The sequence below is a fragment of the uncultured Roseobacter sp. genome (assembly GCF_947495025.1).
In the GTDB taxonomy this organism is placed as follows: domain Bacteria; phylum Pseudomonadota; class Alphaproteobacteria; order Rhodobacterales; family Rhodobacteraceae; genus Roseobacter.
The window spans coordinates 1,036,050-1,053,654 of the sequence record NZ_CANLXG010000001.1; the positions used below are offsets into that span (position 1 = coordinate 1,036,050).

18 protein-coding genes are annotated in these 17,605 nt (G+C 58.8%); 7 read left to right on the forward strand and 11 right to left on the reverse strand.

What is annotated here, in order from left to right; translation table 11 throughout:
- Positions 1 to 75: 75 nt before the first annotated feature.
- From bhcC to bhcA, 3 genes are read right to left on the reverse strand one after another with little or no spacing between them, the layout of a single operon-like run.
- Positions 76 to 1,239, reverse strand: a complete 1,164-nt coding sequence (gene bhcC / locus Q0792_RS04960; RefSeq protein ID WP_298837020.1) for a 3-hydroxy-D-aspartate aldolase BhcC — start codon at positions 1,237 to 1,239, stop codon at positions 76 to 78.
- A gap of 12 nt (positions 1,240 to 1,251) precedes the next feature.
- Entirely contained in the window at positions 1,252 to 2,223 is a 972-nt protein-coding gene (gene bhcB, locus Q0792_RS04965) for a beta-hydroxyaspartate dehydratase BhcB (protein ID WP_298837021.1), read from the reverse strand.
- A 9-nt stretch (positions 2,224 to 2,232) separates the two neighbouring features.
- On the reverse strand, positions 2,233 to 3,423 hold the full coding sequence (bhcA, locus tag Q0792_RS04970; RefSeq protein WP_298837022.1) for an L-aspartate--glyoxylate aminotransferase BhcA: 1,191 nt from the start codon (positions 3,421 to 3,423) through the stop codon (positions 2,233 to 2,235).
- Positions 3,424 to 3,638: 215 nt separating this feature from the next.
- Between bhcA and Q0792_RS04975 the strand changes: the two genes are divergently transcribed.
- The 7 genes from Q0792_RS04975 to Q0792_RS05005 all read left to right on the forward strand — a co-directional run bounded on the left by Q0792_RS04975 (position 3,639) and on the right by Q0792_RS05005 (position 10,517).
- Positions 3,639 to 4,505 carry an IclR family transcriptional regulator gene (locus tag Q0792_RS04975; RefSeq protein WP_298837024.1) on the forward strand — a complete coding sequence of 289 codons (867 nt, stop codon included), beginning with the start codon at positions 3,639 to 3,641 and terminating at the stop codon, positions 4,503 to 4,505.
- A gap of 299 nt (positions 4,506 to 4,804) precedes the next feature.
- Complete coding sequence (locus tag Q0792_RS04980) at positions 4,805 to 5,899, forward strand: TRAP transporter substrate-binding protein (RefSeq protein WP_298837026.1); 1,095 nt, start codon at positions 4,805 to 4,807, stop codon at positions 5,897 to 5,899.
- A gap of 111 nt (positions 5,900 to 6,010) precedes the next feature.
- Positions 6,011 to 6,601 carry a TRAP transporter small permease subunit gene (locus tag Q0792_RS04985; protein WP_298837028.1) on the forward strand — a complete coding sequence of 197 codons (591 nt, stop codon included), beginning with the start codon at positions 6,011 to 6,013 and terminating at the stop codon, positions 6,599 to 6,601.
- 30 nt (positions 6,602 to 6,631) lie between these two features.
- Complete coding sequence (locus tag Q0792_RS04990; protein ID WP_298837029.1) at positions 6,632 to 7,999, forward strand: TRAP transporter large permease subunit; 1,368 nt, start codon at positions 6,632 to 6,634, stop codon at positions 7,997 to 7,999.
- Complete coding sequence (locus tag Q0792_RS04995; protein WP_298837032.1) at positions 7,996 to 9,339, forward strand: amidase; 1,344 nt, start codon at positions 7,996 to 7,998, stop codon at positions 9,337 to 9,339. Before Q0792_RS04990 ends, Q0792_RS04995 begins: the two co-directional genes overlap by 4 nt.
- Before the next feature lie 15 nt (positions 9,340 to 9,354).
- On the forward strand, positions 9,355 to 9,555 hold the full coding sequence (locus Q0792_RS05000; protein WP_298837034.1) for a hypothetical protein: 201 nt from the start codon (positions 9,355 to 9,357) through the stop codon (positions 9,553 to 9,555).
- Entirely contained in the window at positions 9,555 to 10,517 is a 963-nt protein-coding gene (locus Q0792_RS05005; RefSeq protein WP_298837036.1) for a D-glycerate dehydrogenase, read from the forward strand. The genes Q0792_RS05000 and Q0792_RS05005 overlap by 1 nt, the downstream gene beginning before the upstream one ends.
- Before the next feature lie 76 nt (positions 10,518 to 10,593).
- Here the strand turns inward: Q0792_RS05005 and Q0792_RS05010 are convergent, their stop codons facing one another.
- The 8 genes from Q0792_RS05010 to Q0792_RS05045 all read right to left on the reverse strand — a co-directional run bounded on the left by Q0792_RS05010 (position 10,594) and on the right by Q0792_RS05045 (position 17,605).
- Positions 10,594 to 10,725, reverse strand: coding sequence for a hypothetical protein (locus tag Q0792_RS05010; protein ID WP_298837039.1), 132 nt, complete (start codon positions 10,723 to 10,725; stop codon positions 10,594 to 10,596).
- The gene (locus tag Q0792_RS05015) at positions 10,722 to 11,906 is read right to left on the reverse strand and encodes a formate dehydrogenase subunit gamma (RefSeq protein ID WP_298837040.1); all 1,185 of its coding nucleotides are present in this window, start codon (positions 11,904 to 11,906) and stop codon (positions 10,722 to 10,724) included. The genes Q0792_RS05010 and Q0792_RS05015 overlap by 4 nt, the downstream gene beginning before the upstream one ends.
- A gap of 89 nt (positions 11,907 to 11,995) precedes the next feature.
- Entirely contained in the window at positions 11,996 to 12,592 is a 597-nt protein-coding gene (gene fdh3B / locus Q0792_RS05020; protein ID WP_159975708.1) for a formate dehydrogenase FDH3 subunit beta, read from the reverse strand.
- A gap of 15 nt (positions 12,593 to 12,607) precedes the next feature.
- Entirely contained in the window at positions 12,608 to 15,490 is a 2,883-nt protein-coding gene (locus tag Q0792_RS05025) for a formate dehydrogenase subunit alpha (RefSeq protein ID WP_298837046.1), read from the reverse strand.
- Positions 15,491 to 15,586: 96 nt separating this feature from the next.
- Positions 15,587 to 15,778 carry a twin-arginine translocation pathway signal protein gene (locus Q0792_RS05030; protein ID WP_298837048.1) on the reverse strand — a complete coding sequence of 64 codons (192 nt, stop codon included), beginning with the start codon at positions 15,776 to 15,778 and terminating at the stop codon, positions 15,587 to 15,589.
- A gap of 53 nt (positions 15,779 to 15,831) precedes the next feature.
- Positions 15,832 to 16,440 (reverse strand): molecular chaperone, encoded by a 609-nt coding sequence (locus Q0792_RS05035; protein WP_298837050.1) that lies wholly within the window; start codon positions 16,438 to 16,440, stop codon positions 15,832 to 15,834.
- On the reverse strand, positions 16,437 to 17,063 hold the full coding sequence (locus tag Q0792_RS05040) for a DUF3306 domain-containing protein (RefSeq protein WP_298837052.1): 627 nt from the start codon (positions 17,061 to 17,063) through the stop codon (positions 16,437 to 16,439). The genes Q0792_RS05035 and Q0792_RS05040 overlap by 4 nt, the downstream gene beginning before the upstream one ends.
- Entirely contained in the window at positions 17,060 to 17,605 is a 546-nt protein-coding gene (locus tag Q0792_RS05045) for a DUF3305 domain-containing protein (RefSeq protein WP_298838621.1), read from the reverse strand. The genes Q0792_RS05040 and Q0792_RS05045 overlap by 4 nt, the downstream gene beginning before the upstream one ends.

The window sequence follows — 17,605 nt, forward strand, 5'->3', positions numbered from 1 at the left end:
CTTCCTGTCTGTGTCTTGATATGGACTGCGCCCGGGCAGAACCCGGGCGCTGCGGTTGTTCCGGTCTGTTGCCGGTCAGTAGGCCTTGCCGCGGGCGGATACAGGCCAGAGCGTCTCGACCTTGCCGCCCCGCACGCCGACGTACCAGTCGTGCACGTTGCAGGTCGGATCACAGTGACCCGGCACAAGTTTGAGTTTGTCATTGACCTTCAGAACGCCATCCGGATCTGCAACGACACCATGCTCGTCCGAACATTTGACATATTCAACGTCATCGCGCCCAAAGATCGTAGGCAGGCCGCTGTCCACCGACTGCGCCTTGAGGCCTGCATCAACGATCGCCTTATCGGCCTTTGCATGGCTCATGACAGAGGTCAGGATAAACAGCGCGTTCTCCCACTCCCCTTCGTCGATACGGTTGCCGTCTTTGTCGAGGATACGACCGTAATCCGCGTCCATGAAGGCATAAGAGCCACACTGCAGCTCGTTGTACACGTTCGAGTTGGACTCAAAGTAATAGCTGCCGGTACCGCCACCGCCAACGATGTCGCACTCCAGACCTTCTGCTTTCAGCGTATCGACGGCATCCTGCACCATGTCGATGGCGATCTGCGTCTTGGCTTTGCGCTCGTCGTACGAATCGAGGTGCTGCATCGCGCCCTGGTACGCCTGGATGCCGGCGAATTTCAGCCCCGGGGCGGCATAAATAGCTTTGGCCAGTTCAACAACCTGTGGGGTCGTCGTCACGCCGCAGCGTCCCGCGCCACAGTCGATCTCGACCAGGCATTCGATCTCCGTGCCGTGGCGCGTGGCTGCCTCTGAGAGGTCCGCGACATTGCCCGGCATGTCCACACAGCAGATCGTGCGCGCGCCCAGTTTCGGCATCCGCGCCAGGCGATCGATCTTGGCCGGTTGCGTCACCTGGTTGGAAACCAGTACATCCTTGATGCCACCGCGGGCGAAAACCTCGGCCTCCGATACTTTCTGGCAGCACACACCGACCGAGCCGCCCAGTTTTTCCTGCAGCAGTGCCACATCGACTGACTTGTGCATTTTTCCGTGCACCCGGTGGCGCATGCCATGCGCCTTTGCATAGTCACCCATCTTTTTGATGTTGCGCTCCAGCGCGTCCAGATCCAGCACGAGGCAGGGCGTCTGGATTTCGCTTTCATCCATCCCGATTGATGCGGGAATGTCATAGCCGACTTCATAGTCGTCGAAGTTTACCTGCTTGTTCATTTTACTTTCTCCTCAGCCCTGCATCCAGGGCAGTTTGTTCAGATCCACATTTCCACCTGTGATCACCACACCCACACGTTTGCCCCGGAACACATCGGGATTGCGCAGAATGGTGGCCATTGGCACCGCACAGCTTGGTTCCATAACGATTTTCATCCGCTCCCACGTCAGTTTCATCGCATCGATGATCTCCTGTTCGGAGGCGGTTAGAACGTCCGTGACAAAACTCGACACAAAGTGCCAGGTGTTCTCTTTGAGCGGCACTTTCAGCCCGTCTGCAATGGTGACGGGCGCGTCATCCGCAATGATATGACCCGCACGGAACGAGCGGGCCGCGTCATCGGCCTGATCCGGTTCGGCGGCGTAAATCTCCATCTGCGGCGCAAGATTGGACAGCGTCAGGCAGGTCCCGGAAATCATGCCACCGCCACCGATGGGAGCAATCACCGCGTCCATGTTTTCGACCTGGCTGAGCAATTCCAGCGAACAGGTTGCCTGACCACATATCACGCGCGGATCATTGTAGGGATGCACGAATTCAGCGCCGGTCTTTTCCTGTACCTCAGCGAACACCGCCTCCCGGCTGGTGGTGGATGGCTCGCACTCTGTGATGATGCCGCCATAGCCGCGGACCGCGGCCTTCTTGGCCTCCGGTGCTGTGCGCGGCATAACGACGTGGCAAGGAATTCCGCGGCGGCCCGCGGCATAGCTCAGCGACAGTGCATGGTTGCCCGATGAATGCGTTGCTACACCTTTGGCCGCCATCTCATCGCTGAGACCGAAAACGGCATTTGACGCCCCACGCACCTTGAATGCACCTGCCTTCTGAAAGTTTTCACACTTGAAGAAGAGTTCGGCACCGGTGAGGTCGTTAAAGTACTGCGATGTCAGCACCGGGGTTTCATGGATATAGGGCCGGATGCGCGCATGCGCCTCGCGCACGTCGTCAATCGTCAGGTCCGGGGCTGTTCTTGAATCCAGCATGTTACCCCCTCAGGCTGCGGATTTAATGGATGCGCTGCTGTTGGCGCGGAAAAACTCCTGGGCTGCAGCAACACCGCTGCCCAGCTCAATCGGGTAATCCAGATCGGCCATTGCCATTTCGATCGTCGCCAGCCCGGACAGAACCATCACGTCGGTAAGACTGCCCAGATGGCCGATGCGGAACGCTTTGCCGTTCATTTCGCCCAGACCAATACCGAACGAGACACCGTACTGGCTGAACGCCTGATCCGTCAGCGCGTTACTGTCGAAACCTTTGGGCACATAGATCGCGCTGACAGTGTCAGAATAAAGCTCAGGGCTTTCTGCGACGAGACGCAGATCCCAGGCGTCCACTGCGCGCCTCACGCCTTCGGCAAGACGGGTGTGACGGGCATAGACGTTGTCGAGACCTTCCTCGAACAACATTCTGAGGCTTTCACGCATGCCGTAGATCAGCTGCAACGGCGGCGTGTAGGGAAAGCCACCTGAGGCGTTTGCATTCATCATGTCACGGAAATCAAAGAAGGTACGCGGCAGATGCGCGGTTTCCATATGATCCAGCGCCTTCTGGCTGACACCCAGAATGGCCATCCCGGTCGCCAGCATAAAGCCCTTCTGCGACCCGGAAACCGCAATATCGACACCCCAGGCATCCATCTCGAACGGCATGGATGCAAGTGAACTGACACAGTCCACAAAAAGCAGTGCATCGTGGCTGGCCGCGTCCATCGCCGCGCGTACCGCCGCAACATCGGATTTCACACCGGTCGCCGTTTCATTGTGTGTCACGAGCACGGCTTTGATCTCTCCTGCAGTATCCGCGGTCAGTGCGGCCTCGAACCTGTCTGCCGGCGCACCTGTCCCCCACGGGCATTCGATGATCTGAACATCCAGCCCGTGGCGCTCGCACAGGTCGATCCAGCGGTGACTGAACATTCCGTACCGGGCGACAAGCACCCTGTCGCCTGCGCTCAGCGTGTTGGTGATCGCCGCTTCCCAGCCACCGGTACCGCTGGCAGGGAAAGTGATCACCTTGCCGGTGGTTGTCCCGAATACCTTTTTCGTGTCCTCAAGGACAGGCGCGAATGTTTCGACAAAATCCGGCGCGCGGTGATCACGCGTCTGCACCTGCATCGCCAGGCGCAGTCGGTCGGGGATGTTCGTGGGCCCGGGAATAAAGACGGGGTTTTGATCTGACATCGCGGTGTCCTCCTCAGTGACATCGATGACAATAGAGAGTAGCTCCGCATTTGCAATTTTCTCGAAAATGTTTTTCAAAAAGATCATTAATTGTCTTTCCCACTGCTTTTAAAGGATTTTTATTTTTTCAAAAAATATTTTCAAAAACTTATTGAAATTATTTTTCATTCCTGCTTCCATAGGTCTGCAAATGATCCGGGGAGGATCAGACCTTTATGAATGTCCAGAAACGCCAGCGCGGGAGACCAAAGTCTCAGTTCCGTGACAGCTCTGCCGGCACGCTTCAGTCTCTTGACCGGGCGCTTGGTATTCTTGTGGCGGTTTCCAGATCCGGGCGCGCAACGCTGACGGATCTGTCGCTTTCACTTGGCGTGCCCACGGCGACGACGCACCGCATCCTGACAACGCTGCAGAAACACGGTTTCGTGGCCTTCGACGAAGAGCATCAGGACTGGGCCATCGGGATCGAAGCCTACCGCGTCGGCGCAGGATTTATGAACCGGACTAACCTGACAGAAGTCAGCCGACCCGTCATGCGAACACTCATGGAACGCACTGGCGAGACATCGAATCTCGCAATACCCGACGGCGGCGAAGTCGTTTTCGTAGGCCAGGTTGAAACGCCGAATCCGATCCGTGCCTTTTTCTCGCGCGGCACCCGGACGGCCATGCACGCGTCAGGCACCGGTAAGGCGATTCTGTCAGCCCTGCCCGAAGAACGCGCACGCACTTTGCTGATGGCATCGGGCCTCACGCAGTTCACCGGCAATACGCTGACAACACCTGCCAGCCTTTTTGATGATCTGGCGCGAACCCGCCAGCGTGGCTGGTCGTTTGACAAGGAAGAACGATATGAGGGAATGTCCTGCATCGGCGCAGTTATCTACGACGAACACCGCGAACCCTGCGCAGGCGTTTCCATATCCGGACCAAGCACCCGGTTCGGCGCCCTGCGCGTTCCCGAACTGGGCAGCATTGTCGCTGATGCAGCGTCTGAAATCACAGACCTGATCGGTGGCCGAAAGCCGGAAACCGACACCTCTGCCGCCGACGGGACGGCACAGGAAAAGCAGGCCATTTAAATTACTTAGCAACCAGGAGGAAAAAATTCCCGGATATCCTGCGGATTTTTCACGAAAATATCGAGCCCTGCTATCAGGGGTTGCAGCCACGCCGGAAATTATAAGCGTGACGGCTTGTCGCAGGTCCGGTTACTGCTAACTGAAGGGATGAAAGATGGAGGAGAACAGCCGGTCAGCTTCGGGAGGAAGCGCGGGCCCGGCATTTGTCGTGCATCCGGTTTATTCCGCCTTTCACCCTGCGAACGGCCCACAGGGCCACAGACTGTATGGGGCATCCCGCCCCTTTCTTGGGAGGAAATATGACAGACAAACTTAACCGCAGAAAGTTCCTGCGCGGCTCCGCCGTTGCGGGCGCAGCAGCGCTTGCAACCCCGGCCATCGCGGATGGGCACGGCACGACACTCAAGATGCAGGCTGCCTGGGGCGGCGGCATCTTTCTGGAGAATGCCAAGTCTTTTGCAAACCGCGTCAACGAAATGTCCGGCGGTTCGCTGACAATCGAAGTCCTTTCGGTGGACGCGGTTGTGAAAACCAGCCAGATGCAGGATGCGGTCCACCGCGGCGTTCTTGATGCGGCGCATTACGTACCTGCCTACTGGTACGGCAAATCCAAGGCGGCGTCGCTCTTTGGCACGGGCCCCTGCTTTGGCTGGTCGAGCCAGGAAGTTCTGGGATGGGTCCACGCAGGTGGCGGACAGGAACTGTTTGACGAGCTGATGGAAACACTGCGTCTGAACGTTGTATCCTTCTTCAACTCGCCGATGCCCGCTCAGCCTCTGGGCTGGTTCCAGGAGCAGATCACTGACGCATCCCAGATGGACGGACTCAAGTACCGTACAGTTGGTCTCGCGGCCGACGTTCTGCTCGAAATGGGTATGTCCGTTGTTCAGCTGCCGGGCGGAGAAATCCAGCCTGCGATGAAGTCCGGCCTGATTGATGCGGCGGAATTCAACAACCCCACATCTGACCGCGACTTTGGTATGCAGGACGTGTCCAAGCATTACCACCTGGCGTCCTATCACCAGAGCCAGGAGTTCTTTGAGGTCACGATCAACAAGGACAAGTTCAACGCGCTGTCGCCTGAGCACCAGGCAATCATCAAAAACGCATCCATGGCCGAGAACTCCGGTTTCTACTGGGGTAACACCAAGCGCTATTCCGACGACCTGCTCAAGCTGCAGGAAGCGGATGGTGTGAACGTGTACCGGACACCGGACAGCGTGATGGCAGCTCAGCTTAAAGCATGGGACAAGGTCACAGCACGTATCGCAGAAGACGATCCGTTCTTTGCCAAGGTCATGGAATCACAGAAGGCTTATGCCAAGGATGTGATGAACTACCTGAACCTGAACCAGCCCGACTACAAGCTGGCTTACAACCACTACTTCGGTTAAGCCGTTCAGTTTCCTTGAATATTTCCGGGCGCCTGACCTTCAGGCGCCCGGCCTGGAATACGGGGTGCCCGGTCAGGCAGCCTAACACATGTCGCAGGGGGAGCCGACCTGATGAAATTTGTTCACGCCATTGAAGGGCTCAGCCTTTGGGTGGGACGCGCCTTTGGCTGGTGCATCCTGATCCTGACACTGTCTGTGTCCTACGAGGTTTTTGTCCGTTACGTGTTGAACGCACCCACGGTCTGGGCCTTCGATATGATGATCCAGATGTATGGCGCCCTGTTCCTGATGTGCGGCGCCTATGCGCTGGCTCAGGACACGCATGTCCGTGCGGATGTTGTGTACCGTCTCTTTCCGGTACGTGTTCAGGCCAGCCTGGATTTCCTGCTCTATTTCATCTTCTTCTTTCCCGGCATTACCGCGCTGGTCTGGTTCGGTTATGAGATCGCCTCTGACAGCTGGCGGTACAAGGAAGTCAGCTTCAACAGCCCGGCAAGCATTCAGATCTATTTCTTCAAGTCTCTCATCCCGGTCGCCGGTGGTCTGCTGATGATCCAGGGCGTGGCCGAACTGGTGCGCTGCATCCTTGCAATGCGCGACGGTGAATGGCCCGAACGGCTTGCCGACGTCAAAGAGACCGAAGATCTGCTCTCGGAGGCAGATCTGAACGAAATCGCGGCCATCAACCCGGCCAGGAAATAACCACGCAGACGCGTACAGAAAGACATCAAGATGACAAATCCCGAAGTTGCCCTCCTCATGCTGGGCCTGTTTATCGTGCTGGTCCTGCTGGGTTTTCCGATCGCTTTCACACTTCTCGCGATGGGCGTGGCCTTTGGCTACTACGCCTACCACCAGGGTGGCTCGATCGAGAGTTTCAGCGATATCTTCAACAACAACATTTTCTATCTGCTGAACCAGAACACCTATTCCGTGATGGAAAACCCCACGCTTGTTGCGATCCCGCTCTTTCTCTTCATGGGCTATGTGGTCGAACGCGCGAACATCGTGGACAAGCTGTTCTTCTCGCTCTACCAGGCCGCACGTAATCTGCCCGGCAGCCTGGCCATCGCGGCCCTGCTGACCTGCGCGGTTTTTTCAACCGCGTCCGGTATCGTTGGCGCGGTTGTGACGCTGATGGGTCTCCTGGCCTTTCCGGCAATGGCCAACGCCAACTACAACAAAAGCTTTGCATCAGGCGTGATCTGTGCCGGTGGTACGCTGGGCATTCTGATCCCACCCTCGATCATGCTGATCGTCTACTCCGCCATCGCTGACCTCTCACCCCTCCGGCTTTACGCGGCGGCGGTGTTCCCGGGGCTGCTGCTGGCCGGCCTCTACATTGTCTATGTTATCGTGCGTGTCTGGTTTAATCCGGCCCTCGCCCCCAAACCCACTGATGACGACGTGCCGCCCCCGCGCGAGATATACATGAACCTGCTGATCAGCTTTGTGCCGCTGACTGTGCTGATCGCGCTGGTACTGGGATCGATCCTGGGCGGACTGGCCACGCCTGCAGAGGCTGCTGCAATGGGCGCTCTGGGCGGCATGATCCTTGCCGTGCTCTACCGCTCTATGACCTGGACCAAACTCAAGGAAAGCGTCTTTCTGACAGCCAAAGCAACAGCCATGGTCTGCTGGCTCTTCGTCGGGTCCTGGACCTTTGCCTCTGTGTTTTCATATCTCGGTGGACACGATATCATCGCAGACTGGGTCGGTGGTATGGATCTGGAGCCCTGGCAGTTTCTGGTGCTGGCGCAGGTCATCATCTTCCTGCTGGGCTGGCCACTGGAATGGTCGGAAATCCTGATCATCTTTGTACCGATCTTCCTGCCGCTGCTCGAGGTTTTTGGCGTAAACCCCTACTTCTTTGCGATGCTTGTAGCGCTGAACCTGCAGACGTCCTTTCTGACGCCACCTATGGCGATGTCGGCCTATTATCTCAAAGGCGTGCTGAAAAAGCAGATTGAGCTGATGGAAATCTTCAGGGGGATCATGCCCTATCTTGGCATCGTTATCTTCACCATGGTGCTGATGTACCAGTTCCCGGGCATTGCCCTGTGGTTCCCTGACTATCTCTTTGGTGAATATATCCCGTGAAGATCAAACCTCATACGCTGAGTGCTCAGGAGGCGGCCGCTTTTATCGCCTCCGGGCAGCTGAAGTCTGTTCAGCTGGTACGGTCATGCCTTGACCGTATCGAGGAGACCGACGGCCAGATAAAGGCATGGGCGCATCTGGACGCGGATGCGGCTCTGGCACAGGCCGCCGCATGTGATCAGATCCGGGAGCGCGGTATGGCCACCGGTCCGCTGCACGGGGTGCCCGTCGGGCTCAAGGACATCATCGACACCGCAGATATGCCGACAGAACGGGGAACATCCGTTTTCGCAGGGCGCCAGCCGGATGCAGATGCGCGTGTCGTCGAAATGCTGCGCGAGGCCGGTGCGGTGATCATGGGCAAGACCGTAACCACCGAGCTGGCCTTTGTTCATGCAAACGAGACACGGAATCCGCACAACCCGGATTATTCGCCGGGTGGATCGTCGAGCGGTTCTGCTGCGGCTGTTGCTGCGGGACATGTCCCGCTTGCGGTCGGGACGCAGACGAATGGTTCGGTCATACGGCCAGCGTCGTTCTGTGGCACCTTCGGGTTCAAACCCACGCGCGGAATGATACCGCGTACAGGCGTGCTTCAGACATCTGTCTCGCTGGACCAGCTTGGCACTTTCGGGCGGACGCTCGGAGACACAGCGCTTCTGGCAGATGTCATCAGCGGCTATGACCAGCGCGATCCGGAGAGCTTTGCCCGCGCACGCCCGGACATGGCTGCGGGCGCCGCGACTGAGGCGCCGGTTGAACCGAACTTTGCCTGGCTCAATCTTCCCTTCAACGACCGGCTGACCGAAGCGGCCGCCGAAGGGCTGGACAGCGTAATGGAAGTGCTCGGAGACGGCCGGGTTGAAAAGATGGATGCCGCGGACCAGCTGGGCGAGCTTGTCGCCGTGCAGGCGCGTATCCACGAATACGAGATCTGTCAGCACCTGAAGGAAACCTTTGATGCTCACTGGGACGCGCTCAGCGATACGCTGAAGCCTGTGCTTGAACGGGGCAGACAGATCGGCCGCGCGGAATACGAAGATGCGCTGGAGGTCAAATCCTCCGCCAGCCGTTTCTTTGAAGAATTTTTCATCGATTTTGACGCGATTATCGCACCATCGGCAGCCGGAGAGGCCCCTCTGTTCGGAAACGGCACCGGCGATCCCATTTTCTGTACGCTGTGGACGCTTGCCGGCCTGCCTTCGGTCACCCTGCCCCTGCTGGTGGGTGAGACCGGGCTGCCCATTGGTGTGCAGCTGATCGGCGCCGTGGAAAAAGACGACAGGCTGCTGCGCACCGCGCACTGGCTGCAGAAACATATCGCGGCCGAGGCCGCCTGATCGAAAGGACACCTTATGTCTTATGGTATCAAACTGCTGATGGGCCTGATCGGAACAGCCCTTCTGTGCATCTTTGTGGGCGGGTTGTCGCACAGTATCTCAACCGGCTTCGCCGGCTTCTGGGGCGGTTTTCCTTTCATGGTCATCGCCATCATCGTCTGCGGCATGGCGATCTATGATTACTGGGACGAATGCATCCGCAAAAGAAAAGACTGATGAGCGACAAACCACGCCTCTGGATCACGCGAAAACTGTCGGACGCAACAATTGCGCGTGCCGAACGCGACTATGACACCGTCGTCAATCACGCAGACACACCGGGAAGTGCCGACGATCTGATCCGCGCCAGCGCAGAATTTGACGCGATCATCCCCTGTCATTCCGAGCACTTCAGTGCCGACGTCGCCCGACAGCTGGAGCCACGACTGAAAATCATCGCAAACCATTCTGTTGGTGTGGATCACTGTGACTTACCCGCGCTCAGAGCGCGCGGTATTGCAGTGACGAACACGCCTGATGTGCTGTCGGACGCGACGGCCGAACTGGCGATGTTGCTGATGCTGGGTGCGGCGCGTCATGCCGTTGCCGGCGACAGGATCGTACGGACCGGCGCATGGGACTTCTGGTCGCCCGCGTTCATGGTTGGCAAGCAGGTCACCGGCGCACGGCTGGGCATTGTCGGGATGGGCCGTGTCGGGCGCGCCTTCGCCGCCAAAGCGCGTGGGTTTGGGATGGATATCCATTACTTTAACCGCTCAGAGCTGTCGCCTGAGGATGCTCAGGGCGCGACCTGGCATTCTTCAGTAGAAAGTCTGCTGGGCGTTGCTGACTTTCTGTCGCTGCACTGCCCGGCCACGCCGGAGACCACAAACCTGATGAACTCCGGACGGTTTGCTCTGCTGCCGCAGGGGGCCGTTGTGGTGAACTCCGCCCGTGGCGCGCTGGTTGATGAAAGCGCGTTGATGGCGGCCCTGGACAGCGGTCAGGTCGCTGCAGCAGGTCTGGATTGTTTTCAGACGGAACCCGGCGGCAATCCTGGTTTCGCCGCTTATGACAACATTTTTATGTTACCCCACATCGGCAGTGCGACGACAGCCACGCGCGATGCAATGGGCTTTCGGGCGCTGGACAACCTGGATGCATTTTTCGCCGGAAACCGACCGGGCGATCTGCTCTGAACACACACGCAGAATGAAAAAACGGCGCCTGATCAGGGCACCGTTTTCCGGTTTAACAAATGCGCTTTTTGCGGTCTCAGGAATCGTCCAGTCGAACGGCACCACCAGTCCCACGCTCCTGCGCGGAAAAGCCCATCTCATCCAGCGCAAAATCCGCACCTACTGCGATCACAGCCATTGCGGCGAAGGCGAGAAACATAGCTTTCATGATGACCCTCCTGAACCGGTCTGGCGGGCCTCAACCTCATCCACCCACAGACTGTGGTGTTCGCGTGCCCATTGCAGCTCCACCTCGCCCGAGCCCATGGCATCGTAGGCACCCTCCATGCCCACAGACCCGATATAGATATGCGCCAGGATGATACCCATCAGGACAAAGCTGACAATTGCGTGCCAGAGCTGTGCAAACTGCATCTCTTCATGTGGGGCGAGATCTGTCCTCAGTTCGGCATAGCCCAGCATCTGGGGTAGACCCAGTGCGTTGACCTTCTCAAAAGTCGCGGCAAACATCGGCAGTTCGAAAGGGAAGAGCAGCGAAAGACCAGAGGCGGATATGGACCCGCCCAGCAGGATAACCGACCAGAAGATGATCTTCTGACCCGCATTGAATTTCTTTGCAGGCGGGTGACCACCGCCCAGAATGCCGCCACCTTTCATCAGCCAGTTGATATCCGTGCGGTCGGGCAGATTGTGAACGACCCACAGCACAAAGACGAAAATCAGCGCCAGCATAAACGCCCATGAAACATTGTTGTGGACCCATTTACTGGCGATAGCGATGGTCGAGAAAGCCTCATGACCAAAGGCTGGTATCAGGACTTTCCGTCCGGCCAGCGAGACCAGCCCTGTGATCCCGAGTAAGATGAAAGAGCTGGCCAGCAGCCAGTGCGAGAACCTTTCAAATGCCTTGAAACGGGTGATCGTACGGCCCGTCTTTTCGCCGTCGATGCGGATACGACCGCGGAGCAGAAAGAACAGTGCCAGCAAGACAAGGGTCACGCCGAGAAATCCTGTGCCCCAGGTCAGCAGCGGTCCTTGCCTGAACTGCAGCCAGCGCATGCCACCGTCCTGAATGAGCACCCCGGCAGCAGGACCGCGTACCTGGGTAGTCACGTCGGCGGAATCAAAACGCAGTGCACGCCAGAGGTCAGGGTCTGATGCCCCGCCGCGGGTTCCCAGCAGCGCCGAAGGGTCCGCGCCCGGGACCCCGCCTGTATTGTCACTGCGGAAACTGTTGTCGACCTTGAGGCCCTGCTGTCGGGCCATAATGTCTTCCAGCGTCTGTGCACCACCTGTCGCAGAGCGATCCGGTTCGGGGGCTGCCTCCTGAGCGAGGGCGCTGAAGCTGACAATAAAAGAGAAGAAGAGAGCGACGAAGATACGAAGCATGCGTATATCCCGTTTATGCAATAACGGGGCAGCGCGCTGGCGCTGCCCCTGATCAGGTACTGACTGACGTAGTACAGTGGCTGGAAAAGTCAGCCGCCTTTCTGGTCGTAGGCTGTGCCCCAGCCCCATGCACCGGATCCGAAACCGCGTGCAACGACGCGCTCACGGTAGATGCTTGAGACCACATCGCCGTCCCCTGCGAGCAGGGCTTTGGTCGCACACATTTCCGCACAGATCGGCAGTTTGCCCTCTGCAATCCGGTTGCGGCCATATTTGGCGAATTCAGCTGTGGAGTTGTTCTCCTCGGGACCACCGGCACAGAAGGTACATTTGTCCATCTTGCCCCGGCTGCCGAAGTTACCCGCCTGCGGGAACTGCGGTGCACCGAAGGGACATGCGTAAAAGCAGTATCCGCAGCCGATGCAGAGGTCCTTGGAGTGCAGAACCACCCCCTCTTCGTTCTGGTAGAAGCAGTCTACCGGGCACACCGCCATACAGGGTGCGTCCGAGCAGTGCATGCATGCCACAGAGATCGACCGTTCACCCGGCTTGCCGTCATTGATGGTGACGACCTTCCGGCGGTTGATGCCCCATGGTACCTCATGCTCGTTCTTACAGGCTGTGACACAGGCGTTGCATTCGATGCAGCGTTCAGCGTCGACGAGAAATTTTGCTCTTGCGGCCATTTTTCATGTCCTCCCTTATGCTGCCCAGATTTTGCAGAGAGTGGCTTTGGTCTCCTGCATCTGGGTTACGCTGTCATAGCCATAGGTCTGCGCCAGGTTGGTTGATTCACCAAGCACGTACGGATCGGCTCCGTCCGGGTATTTCCCCCTCAGGTCCTCACCTTCCCAGTGTCCGCCAAAGTGGAACGGCATAAAGGCAACGCCCGATGCGACCCGTTCGGTGACCATGGCCATAACCTTGACCTTGCCGCCCTCGGGGCCCTCGACCCAGACCTGTTCGCCGTCACGAATACCCAGGTTATTGGCATCACGTGGGTTTACCTCGACAAACATGTCCTGCTGCAGTTCAGCCAGCCACGGGTTGGAGCGCGTCTCATCCCCGCCACCTTCGTACTCGACCAGACGACCGGATGTCAGGATCATCGGATAGTCAGACGAGAAGTCATTGTCCTGGATCGACTTGTACATTGTCGGCAGGCGCCAGAACTTCTTGTCCTCATAGGTCGGATAATCTGCCACGAGGTCGCGGCGGTTGGTGTAGAGCGGCTCGCGGTGTTTCGGCACCGGATCCGGGAAGGTCCAGACAACCGCACGGGCCTTGGCGTTCCCGAAGGGCGCACAGCCATGCTTGATCGCGACCCGCTGGATGCCGCCCGACAGGTCGGTTTTCCAGTTGGTTTTGGGTCCGGCCACCGCGTCAATCGCCGCACGTTCGTCCGCGGTCAGATCGCCGTCCCAGCCCAGGTCCATGAGCATCTGCATCGTGAACTCAGGGTAACCGTCCTGAATTTCCGCGCCGGGGTTAGAGACCCCCTCGGCCAGCAGATTGTCACCATCCCGCTCGACGCCGAAGCGCGCGCGGAACGCCAGACCACCCTCTGCCACCGGCAGAGACATGTCATAGAGATTGGGCGTTCCGGGGTGGTTCATCTCCGCAGTGCCCCAGCTCGGCCATGGCAGACCGTAATAGTCGCCGTCTGCCGGCCCACCGATGGCCCGCAGCGACGTGCGGTCAAAGGTGTGCTGGTTCGCCATGTGCATCTTCAGGCGCTCGGGCGACTGCCCGGTGTACCCGATGGTCCACATGCCGCGGTTGAACTCGCGGGTGATGTCCTCGACGTTTGGCTCATCACCATCCATGGCAATATTGCGGAAGATTTTGTCGTGGAACCCAAACTTTTTGGAGAACATCGACAGGATCGTGTGATCCGGCAGAGATTCAAAGAGCGGGTCCACAACCTTGTCCCGCCACTGCAGAGACCGGTTGGATGCTGTAACGGATCCGCGTGTCTCAAACTGTGTACAGGCCGGCAGCAGGTAAACGCCGTCCGAACGATCCTGCATGACCGCTGTGACCGTCGGATATGGATCAACCACGACAAGCATGTCGAGTTTCTCCATCGCCGTCTTCATCTCTTTCATCCGGGTCTGCGAGTTGGGCGCGTGACCCCAGAAAACCATGGCCCGTGTATTGTCGGGCTGGTCCATGTTCTCGGCATCTTCGAGAACACCGTCGATCCAGCGCGATACCGGGATACCGGTCTGGTTCATCATCTTCTTGTCGCCAAACTCGGCATCCGAGAAGCGGCCTTTGAGCCAGTCCAGATCTTCTTCCCAGACCCGTGCCCAATGCGCCCAGGATCCGTCGGACAGACCATAGTAGCCCGGCAGCGTGTTCGCCAGAACGCCCAGGTCGGTAGCACCCTGAACGTTGTCATGGCCACGGAAGATGTTGGTGCCGCCACCGGCGGTGCCCATGTTGCCAAGCGCCAGCTGCAGGATGCAGTACGCACGGGTGTTGTTGTTACCGTTGGTGTGCTGGGTGCCACCCATACACCAGATCACCGTGCCGGGGCGGTTATTGGCCAGAGTCCGCGCAACCCGCTTGAGCTGGCTGCCCGGTGTGCCGGTGACCCGCTCAACTTCTTCCGGGTTCCATTTTGCGACTTCTTCCTTGATCTGGTCCATGCCCCAGACGCGTGTCCGGATGAACTCCTGATCTTCCCAGCCGTTCTCAAAGATATGGTAGAGAATGCCCCAGATCAGGGCCACGTCCGAACCGGGACGGAAGCGCACATATTCATCAGCATGTGCCGCCGTGCGGGTAAAGCGCGGGTCGCAGACGATGAACGGCGCGTTGTTCTGCTCTTTGGCTTTCAGCATGTGCAGCAGCGAGACGGGGTGCGCCTCGGCCGGGTTGCCACCAATCAGGAAGATCGCCTTGGAGTTATGGATGTCGTTGTAGCTGTTGGTCATGGCGCCGTAGCCCCATGTGTTTGCCACACCGGCCACAGTTGTCGAGTGGCAGATCCGCGCCTGGTGATCCACGTTGTTCGTGCCCCAGTAGGCGGCGAACTTGCGGAACAGATAGGCCTGTTCGTTGTTCGACTTGGCCGAGCCCAGCCAGTAGACAGAATCCGGTCCGCTTTCTTCGCGGATTTTCATCATGCCATCGCCGATCTCGTCAATCGCCTGCTCCCACGAGATACGGACCCATTCGCCGTTCTCTTTTTTCATCGGGTACTTCAGGCGGCGTTCGCCGTGGGCGTGCTCACGTACCGCTGCACCTTTGGCGCAGTGCGCACCAAGGTTGAACGGGCTGTCCCATCCGGGCTCCTGCCCTGTCCAGACGCCGTTTGCGACTTCTGCGACGACCGTACATCCGACCGAACAGTGTGTGCACACAGATTTAATGGTTTCCACAGCGCCGCTGACGGCACTGGCAGCAGAGGCCTGGGTCACTGTGCCGCCGGTTGCGGCGACAGCGGCCAGACCGCCGATTGCGAGACCCGATCCGCGCAGAAATGCACGACGGTCTACGGATGTGGATGCTGCCTGCGCGAGGATATTCGTCCGTCCCGCGCGCTGACTGACCGAGTTGGTCTTTTTCCTTAGCATGTTTTCCTCCCTTGCTGCCCCGTTGAGGTGGCTGGGTTGTTGAATTTTCAGACGTCAGGCAGTGTCGGTATCAGACGCTGCCCGGCCGCCACCTTTTCAGAAGCGTGTGCTTTCAAGATACGCGCGGGTGTGCGCGGTATCCTGCATCTTGTCCGAGGACAGGTCGACCGGTGCAGCCTCGGCGGCAGAGCCCCCTGCCGCAACCGCGGCTACCGCGACCGGCGCAGCCGTACCCGCAAGTTTCAGAAAATCCCGGCGACTTGCCTCGCCCTCTGTTTTCTTCGTCATGTCTTTCCTCCTCATAGTCTGTGGTGGGCGGCGTCCCGCCCGGTCTGCGCAGATCAGCCTGCTGTCATTCGGAATGCTTCTCGTTCGATAGCCATAAATTCCCGGCCCACCGCGCCGACGGACGCGTAGAAAACAGAAGTTCTGGCACCTTCAAGATCGGTGTAGAAATGGGTCGCCCAGGGCGCGATATGGTTGTTGAAAAACGTGCGCTGCTGCTCCAGCGTGGCGGGCAGGCCAAAGCGTCCCACTATCATGCCGGCCATCATCTCCATCAGCGACGCCATGCTGTCTTCCGGTTCAAACACGTTGTCAGCGCGCGTCATCTGATGTGCCGCCATGTCCTGGCGCAGCCGCGCCAGCGGTTTTTCATTCAGAAATCCGGTGAGGTAATAGCTGGCGTATGGCAGCAGTTCGCCCCGGCCAAGGCCGATGAATAGCGCATTGAATTCGCGCTCTACGCCTTTTGGTTTGCTGGCTTTTGCGACACGCGCAAGGCCACTGACCGCCTCGCCCAGACCACTTTCGTCACCGCTCAGACCCGCCGTCTGATCCAGTGTGCCCTGATCGGCAGGCCGCGCGAGCAGAAGCCCCAGAAAATTATAGAGATCCGCACGAAGGCGGTCTTCGGGTGCGACGTCGGCTGTCTGCGCCTGAGCACTCATGCGCCGGCCTCCTCAAATCTGAAGGCCATGCGCCGGCGGGGCGCAGCCGCCTGAGCGAAAGCGCCCTCCTCGGGGTCCGCACCAGCCTCAGCCGCCGCTGCGACACCCTGGTCTTCAGCAGCTGTTTCAGCTTCGGGTTCGTCCGCGAAAACGGCCTCTGCCTTTTCTTCTTCAGCCAACTCATCAGAACCGGGCCCTTCGGCTTCGGCGAGCGCGGCTTCTTTCTGGCGCTCCATCTCTTCGACATGCGCCATCATGCCCCTGCCGACCTGATAGGCCGTTTTCACGACCTGACCGGTCATCCCGATTGTATAGTCGTCATCATATTCGTTCAGGCCGTCTACACAGGCCAGAACCGGGTTGCTGCGCCACAGTTTTCGCAGAGCAATTCTGCGGAAGCGCTCAGGCACCTCCCGTGCCATGAACACAGAGAAGTCGTCGCCGTCCTGCATGGTTGACGGATCGGGCAGGTTCAGCTCAGCCAGCAGCGTTGCGTCATCCTTCTCCGCATAGCTTTCCTCGCGCACTCTGGCCACATCGGCCTCTGCCGCCAGGCGTTCAGCCTCTGCCTCGGCTTCGACACCGGCGCGTCGCCGTGCCCAGAACGATCCTGCTGCACTCATTCCGGCACCTCAGATGGCACACGCGACGGTGCGCGATAGACATCGCTGGGCTGGGCGATACGCGGATCCCCGATACCGTCCTGCACCCGATCGGTGCGTGATTTATCGCGGCGCCGTTTCACAAATGGCTCTTCGCTGTGATGCGCCTTAACGAAATCGGCCACCCACTTCAGGATGATCGCCGGCATCGGAACCTTTTCGACGATTTCCTCACCGGAATCTGCATAATCCTGCGCTTCGTAAGGCGAGGCGGTGACCTGTATCACGTCAAGTGGCGCGGAAGACTGACTATCCTCGGAGGCGCGGAGAATAACGTAAAGCGAAGGATCATGTGTTCCGAGCTCGTGCGCATAGGCCTCGGTGTCCGAAACATAAAGCCAGACATCGCGCGTTGCGGCATGAAAGTCGGAAACATCGCCATCCTCGCGGAGCAGTTTCCAGTCAGCCTGCGGCGCACCAGGAAGCAGACCACCCGCCTTCCAGACCCATCTGGCCCAGCGCGTGATACCCGGCGACCGTCTCATCACCACCCCGACAGGCAG